The organism is Gordonia sp. N1V (assembly GCF_029269935.1).
Classification (GTDB): domain Bacteria; phylum Actinomycetota; class Actinomycetes; order Mycobacteriales; family Mycobacteriaceae; genus Gordonia; species Gordonia polyisoprenivorans.
On record NZ_JARJDD010000004.1, the window covers coordinates 177,958 to 190,962 of the forward strand.

The 13,005-nt window shown below is 66.9% G+C and carries 11 protein-coding genes; 4 read left to right on the forward strand and 7 right to left on the reverse strand.

Going from position 1 to position 13,005, the window contains the following annotated elements; genetic code table 11:
• Nucleotides 1-133 precede the first annotated feature (133 nt).
• Nucleotides 134-1,339: a serine hydrolase domain-containing protein gene (locus P3L18_RS07470; protein WP_014358369.1), complete on the reverse strand. Its 1,206-nt coding sequence runs from the start codon at nucleotides 1,337-1,339 to the stop codon at nucleotides 134-136.
• Between the two features lie 42 nt (nucleotides 1,340-1,381).
• On the reverse strand, nucleotides 1,382-2,983 hold the full coding sequence (locus P3L18_RS07475; RefSeq protein ID WP_276113746.1) for an NAD(P)/FAD-dependent oxidoreductase: 1,602 nt from the start codon (nucleotides 2,981-2,983) through the stop codon (nucleotides 1,382-1,384).
• Nucleotides 2,984-3,174: 191 nt separating this feature from the next.
• On the opposite strand from P3L18_RS07475, the gene P3L18_RS07480 reads away from it, so the two are divergent.
• Complete coding sequence (locus tag P3L18_RS07480) at nucleotides 3,175-4,974, forward strand: helix-turn-helix domain-containing protein (protein ID WP_276113747.1); 1,800 nt, start codon at nucleotides 3,175-3,177, stop codon at nucleotides 4,972-4,974.
• A gap of 44 nt (nucleotides 4,975-5,018) precedes the next feature.
• Here P3L18_RS07480 and P3L18_RS07485 read toward each other — a convergent pair whose 3' ends face one another.
• Nucleotides 5,019-5,516: a Rho termination factor N-terminal domain-containing protein gene (locus P3L18_RS07485; RefSeq protein ID WP_276113748.1), complete on the reverse strand. Its 498-nt coding sequence runs from the start codon at nucleotides 5,514-5,516 to the stop codon at nucleotides 5,019-5,021.
• Between the two features lie 151 nt (nucleotides 5,517-5,667).
• Between P3L18_RS07485 and P3L18_RS07490 the strand changes: the two genes are divergently transcribed.
• The gene (locus tag P3L18_RS07490; RefSeq protein WP_006369065.1) at nucleotides 5,668-5,940 is read left to right on the forward strand and encodes a Rho termination factor N-terminal domain-containing protein; all 273 of its coding nucleotides are present in this window, start codon (nucleotides 5,668-5,670) and stop codon (nucleotides 5,938-5,940) included.
• 136 nt (nucleotides 5,941-6,076) lie between these two features.
• On the opposite strand, the gene P3L18_RS07495 is transcribed toward P3L18_RS07490, so the two are convergent.
• Nucleotides 6,077-7,516 (reverse strand): aldehyde dehydrogenase, encoded by a 1,440-nt coding sequence (locus P3L18_RS07495; RefSeq protein ID WP_006369064.1) that lies wholly within the window; start codon nucleotides 7,514-7,516, stop codon nucleotides 6,077-6,079.
• Nucleotides 7,517-7,701: 185 nt separating this feature from the next.
• Between P3L18_RS07495 and P3L18_RS07500 the strand changes: the two genes are divergently transcribed.
• Nucleotides 7,702-8,886 (forward strand): 4-hydroxybenzoate 3-monooxygenase, encoded by a 1,185-nt coding sequence (locus tag P3L18_RS07500; protein WP_276113749.1) that lies wholly within the window; start codon nucleotides 7,702-7,704, stop codon nucleotides 8,884-8,886.
• Between the two features lie 237 nt (nucleotides 8,887-9,123).
• On the opposite strand, the gene P3L18_RS07505 is transcribed toward P3L18_RS07500, so the two are convergent.
• The 3 genes from P3L18_RS07505 to P3L18_RS07515 form a co-directional block, all read right to left on the reverse strand.
• Nucleotides 9,124-9,927: an IclR family transcriptional regulator gene (locus P3L18_RS07505; protein WP_276113750.1), complete on the reverse strand. Its 804-nt coding sequence runs from the start codon at nucleotides 9,925-9,927 to the stop codon at nucleotides 9,124-9,126.
• A gap of 66 nt (nucleotides 9,928-9,993) precedes the next feature.
• Nucleotides 9,994-10,467, reverse strand: a complete 474-nt coding sequence (locus P3L18_RS07510) for a GNAT family N-acetyltransferase (protein WP_079928335.1) — start codon at nucleotides 10,465-10,467, stop codon at nucleotides 9,994-9,996.
• 5 nt (nucleotides 10,468-10,472) lie between these two features.
• Complete coding sequence (locus P3L18_RS07515; protein WP_079928337.1) at nucleotides 10,473-11,279, reverse strand: LuxR C-terminal-related transcriptional regulator; 807 nt, start codon at nucleotides 11,277-11,279, stop codon at nucleotides 10,473-10,475.
• A 118-nt stretch (nucleotides 11,280-11,397) separates the two neighbouring features.
• Here P3L18_RS07515 and P3L18_RS07520 point away from each other — a divergent pair, with 118 nt between their 5' ends.
• Nucleotides 11,398-12,993 carry an AMP-binding protein gene (locus tag P3L18_RS07520; RefSeq protein ID WP_276113751.1) on the forward strand — a complete coding sequence of 532 codons (1,596 nt, stop codon included), beginning with the start codon at nucleotides 11,398-11,400 and terminating at the stop codon, nucleotides 12,991-12,993.
• The last annotated feature ends 12 nt before the right edge of the window (nucleotides 12,994-13,005 follow it).

Here is a 13,005-nt window from a genome sequence, read left to right on the forward strand (position 1 = left end):
TGTGGCAGTGCCCGGATGCGGGCAAGAGTGATCAGCCCGCCACGCCGGGGGGCGGCATGGCGGGCCGAGGTGCGGATCATCCCGCACCGATACTCCTCGGACGTCCGGCCCCCGGGGCCGGCCCGTGCAGGGGTTAGCTCTTCAGGGCGTCGTAGAAGGCCGTCTCGAACTCCATGTACTTGGTGAACGAGGTCGGGTCGCCGAACGGCAGGATCTGGGTGGCCCAGTATCCGCCGTATCCGTTCTGCCGGTCGATCCAGTAGAAGAGATTGGCCAGCCCCGCCCATCCCTGGGCGCCTGCCGGGCGGCCCGTCGGCGCCGTCTCGTTGTTGATCATGAACGGCAACGACCACGACTTCGACTGTCCCGGGAAGAATTCCGCGTCGTTGGACAGCGACGGGATGACGCCCGGCAGCATGGTGACCGGCAGATCACCGAGATGATTGCGCAGCGCCATCTCCACGGTCTCGGCCTTGAGAACCCGACCACCTTCTCCCACACCGTCGTTGAGCCACATCCGGATGAATTTCATGTAGTCACCGACGGTCCCGTACAGGCCGTGTCCACCGAAGTCCACCTCCGGCGGCGACGGTAGTTCGAGACCCATCGGGGTCAGCGAACCGTCGGCATTACGCGCGTGGATCTCGGTCAGATGCGACCGGAAGTCCTCGCGCAGAATGAAACTCATGTTCTCGATGCCGAGCGGGGCGAAGATGCGTTCGGCGAACACCTCACCGAGCCGCTTCCCGCGCAACCCCTCGACCACCTGACCGACCCAGTCGATGTTGGTTCCGTACTGCCACCGTTCGCCCGGATCGAAGAGCAGTGGCGTCATCAGCGCCGCCCGGCTGGCTGTGGTGACGCTGGGCTGCCCCTTCTCCTCGGCGAGCCGGTTGTAGATCTCGTCGAAGAAGTCGTAGCCGAATCCGCCGGTGTGCGTGAGCAATTGGCGGGTGGTCGGCACCGACTTCGGTGCCCGCAGGATCGGTTCGCCGGCGTCGTCGAAGCCCTCGATCACCTGCAGGGTGCCGATGGCCGGCGCATAGGTGCTCGCCGGCGCGTCGAGGTCGAGGAGACCTTCCTCCACCAGCTGCAGCGCCGCGGTCGCGGTGATCGCCTTGGTGGTGGAGAAGATCGCGAACACGTCGTCGGTGGTCATCGGAGCCGACCCGCCCAGGCTGCGTTGGCCCGCAGCTCCGGAGTACACGGTGCGGTCACGGTCGGTCACCATCGCCACCACGCCGGGCACGCGGGCGTCCCCGGTGACGGCTTCGGCGAGAATCCGATCGGCGGCACTGGTGAACGCGGAGACATCGAGTGAAGAGAATGTGCTGGTCATAGCTTTATCCTTCCACGGATATGATCTGAATCACACTGTCCGTCAGGACAGTGCGAAACCCTTGTAGCCGGCCGCGGCGGCCTCGAGCGTGGCATCCCGGTAGGCGCCGACGCCGCCGACGTAGGACAGGACCCGACGCGGCTTGCCGGGCACGTTCGACCCGACGTACCAGGAGTTGGTCTTGGAGATGAGGTTCGCGTCGGCGAGTTCGTCGTGGTGGGCGACCCAGGCTTCCTCACCCTCGGCAGTCGGTTCGATGACCGTTTTGCCGGTGGCGCGCATGTGCCGGATGGTCTCGCTGATCCACTCGGTCTGCTGCTGCAGGCAGGTCGTCATGTTGCACAGCGCCGCCGACGGCGCCAACGGCACCGCGGTGGTCAGCATGTTCGGGTAGCCGTGCACCATCAGGCCCATCGTCGTGCGGATGTCACGACTCCAGTCGTCGGCGAGGCTGCGGCCGTCGCGGCCACGGATGTCGATGCGGGTGAGCGCACCGGTGCCGGCGTCGAATCCGGTCGCCATGATGATGACGTCGAGCTCGTGCACGGTGCCGTCGGCGAGCTCGATGCCGTTCTCCCGGATGCGGGTGATGGGGTTGTCGCGCACCGGGACCGCGGTCACGTTGTCGCGGTGGTAGACCTCGAGATAGTTGGTCTCCAGCGGCACACGATGCGTGCCGAAGCCGTAGTCAGTCGGGATCAGCAGGTCGCACAGTTCCGGGTCGACGAGGCGGGCGCGCATCTTCTCCCGGACGAACTCCGAAACCTCCTCGCTGACCTGTTCGTCGGAGAAGATCTCGGCGAACGAGGCGAGCCAGAGTTTCAGCGAACCGTTCTCGTAGTCGTCCTCGAGCCGCGCCCGACGCTGCTCGGGGGTGAGATCCTCCCAGGCGTCGGTGAAGTCGTACTCGAATCCGGTGAACGTGTGCGGCAGGGTGTCCTTCAGTTCACCGAATCGCGACTTGTACCAGGCGACCTCGTCGGGGCCGTAGGACGGATTCTTCATCGGCAGCGCGTACTGCGGGGTGCGGATGAACACCTTCAGCTCGTCGACGTCGGCGGCAATCGACTGGATGACCTGGATTCCGGTCGCGCCGTTGCCGATCACGCCGACGCGCTTGCCCGCGAAGTCGATGCCCTCCTTGGGCCAACGCGCTGTGTGCACGAGCTGACCGCCGAAGTCGGACTGGCCGGGGAACAGATCCTTCATCGGCGCCGAGAGCATCCCGCAGCAGGTGATGAGGAACTGCGTGTCGATGGTGTCGCCGTCGGCGGTGGTCAGTGTCCACCGGTTGCGGTCCTCGTCGAAGACCGCACTGGTGATCTCGGTGTCCAGCGAGATGTCACGGCGCAGGTCGAGCGAGTCGGCGACGTAGTTGAGCCACCGTTCGATCTCCTCCTGCCCGGGGAAGCGCTGGCTCCAGCTCCACCCGTTGTAGAGGTCCTCGTCGAACAGATACTGGTAGATGTAGGCCTCCGAATCGAAGCGCGCGCCCGGATAGCGGTTCCAATACCAGGTGCCGCCGACGCCGGACGCCTTGTCGTAGGCCCGCACCTCGAGCCCCTGCTCGCGCAGCATGTGCAGCTCGTACAGGCCGGCGACTCCCGTGCCGATCACGGCTGCGTCGAGTGTGGTTGTTGCCATCATTCCTCCTGGTTGTGACGGTCCTCACGTTCGCCAGCCAGTGTCGAGAGTGTCCGGGCAGTCTCGGGTGTCCCAAATTGGGACACCATTCCTGACCCGTTGAACGGTGTCGTCGCAGTTGAGGGCGTTGCATAATCGACCGTTGTGGGGCAGGTCACAATAGGGGGCCGACGGGAGGAGGACGCACGACGATGACCGATATCCGTGAGCGACAGCTCCGCATCGCCGCCGCCCGGGCCGATTTTCTCGAGTACGGGCCGGCGGGTGCCGCGGGTGTCGACGACGTGGTCGCGGCATCCTGGGAGCGCAGCCACGATGCCGGCGTCGATGCCGATCACTACACCGTGGCCTACTTCGAGGACATCGACTTCGACTCCCGGTTGGCTCGCTGCGCGCAACCGGTGATCGAGCGCCTCGCCCGGGACATGTCCGACGTGCCGGTTACCATCGCCCTGACCGACGCCAAAGCACGCATCGTCGACCGCCGCGACTGTTCCACGGCCGTCGGGCGCGTCCTCGACCGCGTCGACTTCCAGCGCGGATTCTGCTTCGACGAAAGCGACGTCGGAACAAACGGCGTCGGAACGGTTTTCGAGGTCGGAGCACCCGTCACCGTGGTGGGCAACGAACACTTCAATCAGTCGCTCGTGCAGTTCGCCTGTGCCGGTGCCCCGGTCTTCGACCCGCTGACCGGCCGCGTCGCCGGAGTCCTCGACGCCAGCATGCTCGCCGACACCTGGAATCCCTTGGTGGACGCGCTGATTCGCTCGGCCGCCGCCGACATCGGCCGCAATCTGCTGCTCGACCGCAGCCAGGCCAAGCGCGCACTCTTCGAGACCTATCTGCGCGCCGACTCCCGTCCGCGCCAAGCGGTGATGGCCGTCGGCAGCGCGACGCCCCAGCTCACCGGCGCCGATACCGTGATGGCCAACGAGCGTGCACGAGAAATGCTTTCGCCGGCCGATCAGGAACGCGTGGTGGAGTTCACTCGTTTCCTGATGTCTCGCCACGATCCGGGCGCTCGTCGGGTCACCCTCGAGGACGGACGAAGCATTCGGTTGCGATCGACCGCCATCACCTACAACGGCGACACCGTGGGTATGGTGCTGCTGCTCGACGAGGATGCCGGGGTGCCGTCGGGTTCGGTTCGGCTGCAACCACTTCGGTCGCTGTCGACGCCGATCGCGCGGAGCGAACCGGCAAGCAGTCCCGCATGGCAGGCCGCCCGCGCCGAGGCACTCGCCGCCCTCGAATCGGGAACCGGGGTGCTGGTCATCGGCGAGCCGGGCTCGGGACGACTGAGCCTGATCGCCGAGACCTTCCACGAGGTCTACGGCGACGCACCGGTGGTCGTCATCGACGCACAACGCGTCGAACGTGGCGAACAGGTCGCCGGACCCGAGAAGACCGTGGACGACTGCTCACTGCTGGTGATCCGCCATCTCGACAAGGTCTCCGCCATCACCGTGGACACGTTGACCGATCTGGTGGCTACCGCCACCGATGCGGGGTACCTTCTCGCGGTCACCATCGAGCCGCCCACCGACGACCATCCGTCGGCGGTCTCACTTCCAGGCATCGGTCAGTCCGTCACCATCCCGCCGCTGCGGCTGCGGGGTATCGACCTCCACACGATCGTGGTGCGCGTCGTCAAAGCCCTGGCGCCCCAACGTAACAGCCGGATCAGTCCGAAGGCCATGCGCATCCTCGCCGCCTACTCGTGGCCCGGCAACATCCCGCAACTCCGTGAGGCCCTCGCCGAGGCGCTGCGCAGGCGGCCCATCGGCGAGATCCAGCCCGACGACCTGCCCGGGTACTGCCGGGCGAACACCACTCGCGCGCTGACGACGCTCGAGGCCAACGAACGCGACGCGATCATCGCCGCACTCACCGAATGCGACGGCAACCGGGTACGCGCAGCCGCGTCATTGGGACTCTCGCGCAGCTCGCTGTACCGAAAGATCCACGCGTACGGCATCTCCGGGGTGTAAGGCGGGGCACTACTCCAGTGCCCTGAACGACACAGCGCCTGGTATTACTTCAGGGCTTCGAGGAGTTGGGCCTTAGTCATCGACGAATAGCCTTTGATGCCCTTGGCTTTCGCCTGCGCTCGAAGTTCGGCGACCGTCGGGCCGCGACCGGACGACTTGGGTGAGGGCGCCTTGGTCGGCGCTGCCGGCTTCTTGGCTGGTGCAGACTTCTTGGCGGGCGCCGTCGGGGACTTGGCAGGCGCCGTCGCGGCGGGCGCCGTCGCGGACTTCGCAGGCGCCGTCGCGGTCGTGGCGGGCGCCGTCGCGGCCGTGGCGGGCGCTGTCGGCGTCTTGGCGGGAGCTACCGGTTCCTGCTTGTCGCCACCCAGGCCGACGACCTTCAACACCTCGGCGCGCAACGCCGCCACATCACCTTCGGCGCGACTGATGCGCTTGCGCGCGGCCTTCTCGACCTTGGCGAGCTCCTTGGTCAGGCGGCCGATCTCCGCCTCGAGTCGCTTGATCGCCCGATCCTTCTTGCCCGCCCCGTCTTTCTTGCCCACGCCCGCTGTCCTCCCTCGTCAACCCGCTGTTTGGGGACCAGGGTAAGTGGGAAAGACCGTCAGGGAGTGGACTCAACACGCCCAAAGCCGAACTTTCCGGGCATTGCGACCCACTCCGTCAGTACCGTGGATTGCACGAAAGGAGAAAACCATGCCGCAGCAAGAGGATCCCGGCCCGTCGGTGAAGGACGACGAGCTCTACGAGAAGCTCCGCGATGAGGGCAACTCCAAGGAGAAGTCCGCGCGGATCGCCAATGCCGCCGCCAACGAGGGCCGCTCATCGGTGGGCTCCAAGGGCGGTCGCTCCGGCTCGTACGAGGACTGGACCGTCGATGAACTCCGATCGCGGGCCAAGGAACTCGACATCTCCGGATACTCGTCGATGAAGAAAGACGAACTGATCGAGACGCTGCGCGACCACTGAGAACAGCCATTGGGGCGACGCAATGCGCGCCATACGAATACAGATTCCACGTGAGCGGGCATCGGACCCCGAAAATCGGGGTTTTTGGGCCAACTTTGTGGAATCTGTATTCGTACTCGGGCCGGACGTGCCGGTCTCAGGCGTAGATCGACTTGTACACCAGGTAGGCCTCCATCGATTGCGGCCCGAGTTCTCGTCCGATACCGCTGTCCTTGACGCCACCGAATGGCGCGCCCGGATCGGGCATGTACCGGTTGATGCCGATGGTTCCGGTGCGCACCCGCCGCGCCACATCCTTGCCGCGGTCGGGATCGGAGGTCCACACCGAACCACCGAGACCGTAGTCGGAGTCGTTGGCCAGCCGGATCGCGTCGTCGGTGTCGGAGTAGCGGATCACCGAGAGGACCGGACCGAAGATCTCCTCCTGCGCGATGGTCGAGTGGTTGTCGACGTCGGCGAACAGGGTCGGTTGCACGAACCAGCCTCGGTCACGTTCGCTGCGACCACCGCCGACCACGACGCGCGCTCCGTCACCCTTGCCCTTCTCGATGTAGCCCTCCACCCGATCGCGATGAGTGCGACTGGCCATCGGGCCGATCATCGTCGACTCGTCGAGCGCATCGCCGACCGGCAGACTGCTCATGAATGCCGCCAAGGTGTCGACGACCTCGTCATACCTGTTGTCGGGGGCCAGGATTCGGGTTCCGAGGTAGCAGGTCTGGCCGTTGTTGACCAGCAGGCTCTCGAAGAGTCGCTCCCCCATCACCGACAGGTCGAGATTGGCATCGTCAAGGACGATCGCGGCGGACTTGCCGCCGAGTTCCAGGGTCACCGGACGCAGCAGCTGCCCGCAGGTGGCCGCGATCTGTCGGCCGGCCGCGGTCGACCCGGTGAACGCCACCTTGTCGACGTCGCGGTGCGAGACCAGGTAGGCGCCGGTCTCCCGGCCGCCGGGCACCACGTTGACGACGCCGTCGGGGATGTCGCTCTCGGCGACGGCCTCGGCGAACAAGAAGGCGTCGAGCACCGTTTCCGGTGACGGCTTGAGCACGATCGCGCAGCCGGCGGCCAGCGCCGGACCGTATTTGAACGCCGCGAGTGCCTGCGGATAGTTCCACGGGACGATCGCCCCGACCACACCGACCGGTTCCCGGCGCACCAGCGTCGTCCCGCCGAACAGGTGGTCCTGCTCGACCTCGAAGGAGAACCCACGTGCCAGCCCCGCGTAGTACCGCAGCAGGGTCAGCGGGACGCCGGTTTCGAGCTGACTCGAGATGGCGATCGGCATGCCGTTCTGCGCCGACACCCGGCGAGCCATCTCCTCGCCTTTGGTCTCGAGGATGTCGGCGAGTTGTTCCATCGCATCGGCACGGCGCGACGGTTCCCAGCGCGCCCAACCTTGCGGATCGTCGAACGCCGCCCGCGCTGCGGCGACCGCGGCGTCCACATCGGCCTCGACCGCAGCCGGCACCACACCGATCTGTTCCTCGGTGCTCGACGACACGACCTCGATCTGTTCACCCGATGCCGGGGCTACCCACTGTCCGCCGATGAAGAGTTTGTCGTAGGTGATCATTCACGCCTCCTGAGATGTCCACGCATTCACTGCTGTGTGCCGCGGGTCACAAGCCAGTGTGCCGCAGCTGTCCGATCGGGACACCCGCTTCTGCAGCACATCGGCATGTGCTTTCACTGAGTGGAAGTGCGGTCTGGTGGTTGTGACAACGCTCTCTCTACCGTGTGCTCAACCAGAGGAGTCACATGTCCACCTTCACCAGCACCACCCGCACGCAGGTCGCGATCGTCGGCGGCGGTCCAGCCGGCCTGATGCTCTCGCACCTGCTGCATCGGGCCGAAATCGAGAGCATCGTCCTCGACACCCGCACCTACGAGCAGATCGAGACCACCCACCGCGCCGGAATCCTGGAGCGAGACAGCGTCCGGTTGCTCGTCGAATCCGGGGTCAGCGACCGCGTCCTCACCGACGGCCACGAACACCAGGGCATCGACCTGCGCTTCGACGGCGTCAGCCATCGCATCGACTTCCAGAAACTCGTCGGCGCCTCATGCTGGCTCTACCCGCAGACCGACGTGTTCATCGATCTACACGCCGCACGGGTTCGTGACGGCGGCGACCTCCGCTACGGCATCGCCGACACCGCGGTCACCGACCACCGCGACGCCCCTCGTGTGGCCTACACCGATGCCGATGGGCGCCACGAGATCCGGGCCGACCTCGTCGTCGGCGCCGATGGCTCGCGCAGCATCTGCCGCGACCTCGTCGCCAACCCGCAGCGACTGTTCCGCGAGTATCCGTTCGCCTGGTTCGGCATCCTCGCCGAGGCTCCGCGGAGCGCACCCGAATTGATCTACACCCGTTCCCCGTTCGGCTTCGCGCTGATCAGTCAGCGCACGGAGTCGGTGCAGCGCATGTACTTCCAGTGCGACCCGGCCGAGAATCCCGACGACTGGTCCGACGACCGGATCTGGGCCGAACTGCAGCGCCGGCTGGCCGGACAGGACGGTTTCGCGTTGCAGGAAGGTCCGATCATCGACAAGAGCGTGCTGCCGTTCCGCAGCTTCGTGCAAACCCCGATGCGCGACGGAAAGTTGCTCCTCGCCGGCGATGCGGCACATACGGTTCCCCCGACGGGCGCCAAGGGGCTCAACCTCGCCCTCGCCGACGTCCGGGTGTTGGCCGAGACCATCGAGCGAACCCTGCTCGCGGACGACGAGACGGCACTGGACTCCTACACCGACCGTGCACTCGCCCGCGTCTGGAAGGCTCAGCACTTCTCGTACTGGATGACGACGATGCTGCACAAGGCTTCCGACGCATCGGACTTCGACGAGCGCCGCCAGCTCGGCGAACTCGAAACCCTGACGGCCTCCGAGGCCGGATCGGCCTATCTCGCCGAGGGATACACGGGCTGGCCCTCGGTCTGATCTGCCGGGCGGCCGGCCCCGCGATGGTCGAGAAGCCATCCCTCCCCGATGGCCCTTCCCCCCGATGATCGAGCAGCCCTTTCTTTTCGATGGTCGAGGAGCCCCGCCCCTTTCCGATGGTCGAGGAGCCCCGCGCGAGCGCAGCGAGCCGGAGCGTCTCGAGACCACCGCAAGCCGACGCTGAAACTCCGCAACTCCGGAACCAGCAGCAACACACCAGGTCTCGAGGCTCCGTCGCTAACGCTCCTCCGCACCTCGACCACCAGGCGATGGGACACCGCCAATGAGGGTTGGCGCCCCGAGCGAGCGCCCGATCCCTTGTGCGGCAACCTGTAACGCGGCGACGATCCGCGTTAGCCGGCCGCTGATCGACGGCACCACCATGCCGAGGGCGGCGACCACGCCGTCGGGACCGCGCACGGGGACAGCCACCGAGCAGGCGCCGAGCGTCATCTCCTCGACGGTTGTCGCGTAGCCCTCGTCGTGGACGCGGCGCAGCTGGTCGTCGAGGAGCTTCGGGTTCACGATGGTGTGCGGGGTGATCCGCGTGAGCGAGGCCATCACCTCCTCGCGAATGTCGTTGGGGGCGTATGCGAGTAACACCTTCCCGACGCCGGTGGCGGCCAACGGGAGCCGCCCGCCGACCCGGCTGACGACCGGCACCGATTCCTTTCCGGAGATGCGGTCGAGATACAGGGCCGCGGTACCCTCCCGAATGGCCAGGTGGACCGTTGCCGTGGTCGCGGCGTAGAGGTCGTGGAGAAATGGCTCGGCGACCTCCCGAATCCCCGACTGGATCGGCGCGAGAAGCCCGAGATCCCACAGGCGTCTGCCGATCACGTACCGGCCGTCGGGCCGGCGCACCAGCGCACCCCACCGCTCGAGCTCACCGGCGAGACGATGCGCCGTCGGCAACGGAAGGCTTGCACGAGCGGCCATTTCGGACAACGAGAGCACCCGATGAGTGGAATCGAACGTACCCAGCAACGCGAGCGTGCGCGCCGCCACCGACGCGCCCGGCGTCGAGGTGTTACCGGCCATCGACACTCACGGCAGCAGACCGGAACGCCGCCGTTTCGCCGGTGACCGCCGGCCGCAGCCAGACCATCAGAGCTCCCGCAGGTAACAGAGCATCCGGTAGTCCTCACCGGGCTCGATGTTGGTGAACCCGTGCCGCTCGTAGAAGCGTCGGGTGTCGGTGTCGATCTCGTCGACGTTGATGTGCATCTCGATCGCGTCGCGGTCCAGCACCTCGTCGACAGCCCGGGTGAGCAGGGCGGTGCCGATGCCCCCGTCCCGGAGCGCGGGCACGACGTACAACTCCTCCAACTGCGCGAGCGGCCCGTCGCCGTACGGGGTCGGGCGGAGCGTCAGGTAGGCGAATCCGGTGGGCTCCCCGTCGGACTCGGCCAGCACGACGAGCACGTCGTGACGGGCGAGCAGACGGGCGAAGCGGCCGGCGAACTCGTCGGCACTCGGGGTCGGACTCTCGAACTCGGTGTTGAAGTCGAACAGCAGCCGACCGACGACCGCCGCATCGCCCGGGCCGGCCAGGCGGACGAGGCGGCCTGGGACGCTCATGACACTCACGGCAGCAGACCGGAGCGCCGCGCGATCACCACTGCCTCCAATCGGCTTGTGGCACCGAGCTTTCGCATCGCGTCCTTCACATAGCCCTTGGCGGTCTGGACGCCGATGCCCAGTGAGTCGGCGATTCGTGCGTTGGGATAGCCGAGCGCGGCCAGCGCCAGTACGTCCTGCTCGCGGCGGGTCAACGCCACCGACTCGTGATCGGGCGCGGCGTCGAGGAGCCCGTCGGTGATGCGACCGATCGCGGCGGCGACCTCGGCGTCGTCGACCGAGCGTGCGAGGTCACGCAGTTGTGCATACGCCTCGGTCAGCCGAACGCGCAGCGCGTCGGCCTCGGGCCGCCCGGTCACGGTTTCCACCGACGTCCGGGCGGCGACGATCTGCTGTTCGAGCGTGCGAGCCTCCACGGCGAGGGCGTCGAGTGCCCGGTCGCCGAGCGGATCGTCGGTGCGCAACGCGCCGTAGATCACCGCCACCGGTGTCCGGTCGACGATCACCGGCGCCGCGGCCATCGCCCGCAGACCCTCCGTCGCGATGACCGCGTTGTAGCGGTGAGTGATCCGCGGCGTCTTCAGGTAGTCGTCGACGACCATCGGCCGGTTGGTGGCCACCACCTTGCCGCCGAGTCCGTGCCCGATGTCGACGGCAACGCCGTTGAGCGCACCGACCGTGTGGCCGACGAAGTGGCTCAGACGCAGTCCGTGCCCGCTCTGCACGACACCACCGAAGGCGAGAGAGACGCCGCTGGCCCGGCGCAATCGGCGCAGCGCGTCGGTCACCGGCGCCGCGAGAGATTCGGGCATCTCGGTCACCTCCTCCGGTCGTGTGCGCCCCCTCTTCGGGGGGTGGCACACATCGTTGGTCGCGGCAGACAATGCGTGCGACTGTGATTCAGCTTACTCATGAGGCCCAGGTGAGACCATGACCCAGACCGCTCCCGCGCATCCCTCCGCCGAGGCCGAGGTGGCCGCGTTGCTGGCCGAGTTCGGCGCGAACGACGCGAATGCCGCGACCCTGCTCGTCGACCGGCACGACCCGGATGCCGTCGCCTTCATGACGGTCGGCACCAGCGGCGACGACCTCGTCACCACCCGCATCACCTACGGCGACCTGGCCGCTCAGTCACGGAAGTTCGCGACCGCCCTGGCCGGGCTCGGCGTCGAGCGCGGTTCGCGGGTCGGCGTGTTGATGGGCAAGCGCGTCGAGCTGGTGGTCACGTTGCTGGCACTCGCCCGCCTCGGCGCCGTCTACATCCCGCTGTTCACGGCGTTCGCGACACCGGCGATCGAGATGCGGCTACGTGGAGGCGACGCCGACATCGTGGTGACCGAGGCGAGTCAGGTCGACAAACTCGACGGAATCGAGGGCCTGACCACGGTGGTCGCCGGTGCCGGGAGTCCGGCCGAGAGCGCGTCTGGCACCCACGATTTCGACACCCTGCTCGCCGCGAGTGAGCCCTGGGAAGATTCGGTGGCCGTCGGCGGCGACGGGCACCTGATCCTGCTGTTCACCAGCGGAACCACGGGCGCGCCCAAGGGGGTTCCGGTTCCGGTGCGCGCACTGGCGGCGTTTGTCACGTACATGCGTTTCGGTCTCGACGTGACCGACGACGACGTGTTCTGGAATGCCGCCGACCCTGGCTGGGCCTACGGCCTGTATTACGGCATCCTCGGTCCGCTGGCCACCGGACGCCCGAACATCTTGCTGCAGGCCGGTTTCACGCCGGAGCTGACCGCTCGCATTCTCGGCGAGCTGGGCGTCACCAACTTCGCCGCTGCCCCGACGGTGTATCGCGCGCTGAGCAAAAGCGGCGCGATCGAGGGCTTTTCGCTACGGCATGCGTCGTCGGCGGGCGAGCCGCTGACGCCGGATGTGATCGATTGGGCAACAGGCGCATTGGGAACCGAGGTGCGCGACCACTACGGCCAGACCGAACACGGCATGTTCATCAACAACCACTGGGCCCCGGAAGTGCGGCGACCGCTGTTCCCCGGATCGATGGGCCAACCGATGCCCGGTTTCGCCACCGGCATCGTCGACGGACAGATCGCGATCGATGTATCGGCCAGTCCGGCACTGTGGTTCACTGGATACCTCGACGACCCGGAGAAGACCGCGGCCCGGTTCACCGAGGACCGGCGTTGGTATCTGACCGGCGACACGGGCCGGGTCGACGAGAACGGCAACTACTTCTTCAGCGCTCGGGACGACGATGTGATCATCATGGCCGGCTACCGGATCGGACCATTCGACGTCGAGAGCGTGCTGATCACGCATCCGTTGGTGATCGACGTCGCCGTCGTCGGCCGGCCGGACGAGTTGCGCGGTGAGGTCCTCGAGGCCTTCGTCGTGCTCGCCGACGGTGTGGTCGGCGACGACGCCCTGGAGTCCGAGCTGCAGCAGCTGGTCAAGACGGGTTTCGCCGCGCATGCCTATCCGCGCAGCGTGCATTTCGTCGACGCGCTGCCCAAGACACCGAGCGGCAAGATCCAGCGATTCGTCCTGCGGCAGAGGTAGTACCGGCCCCGT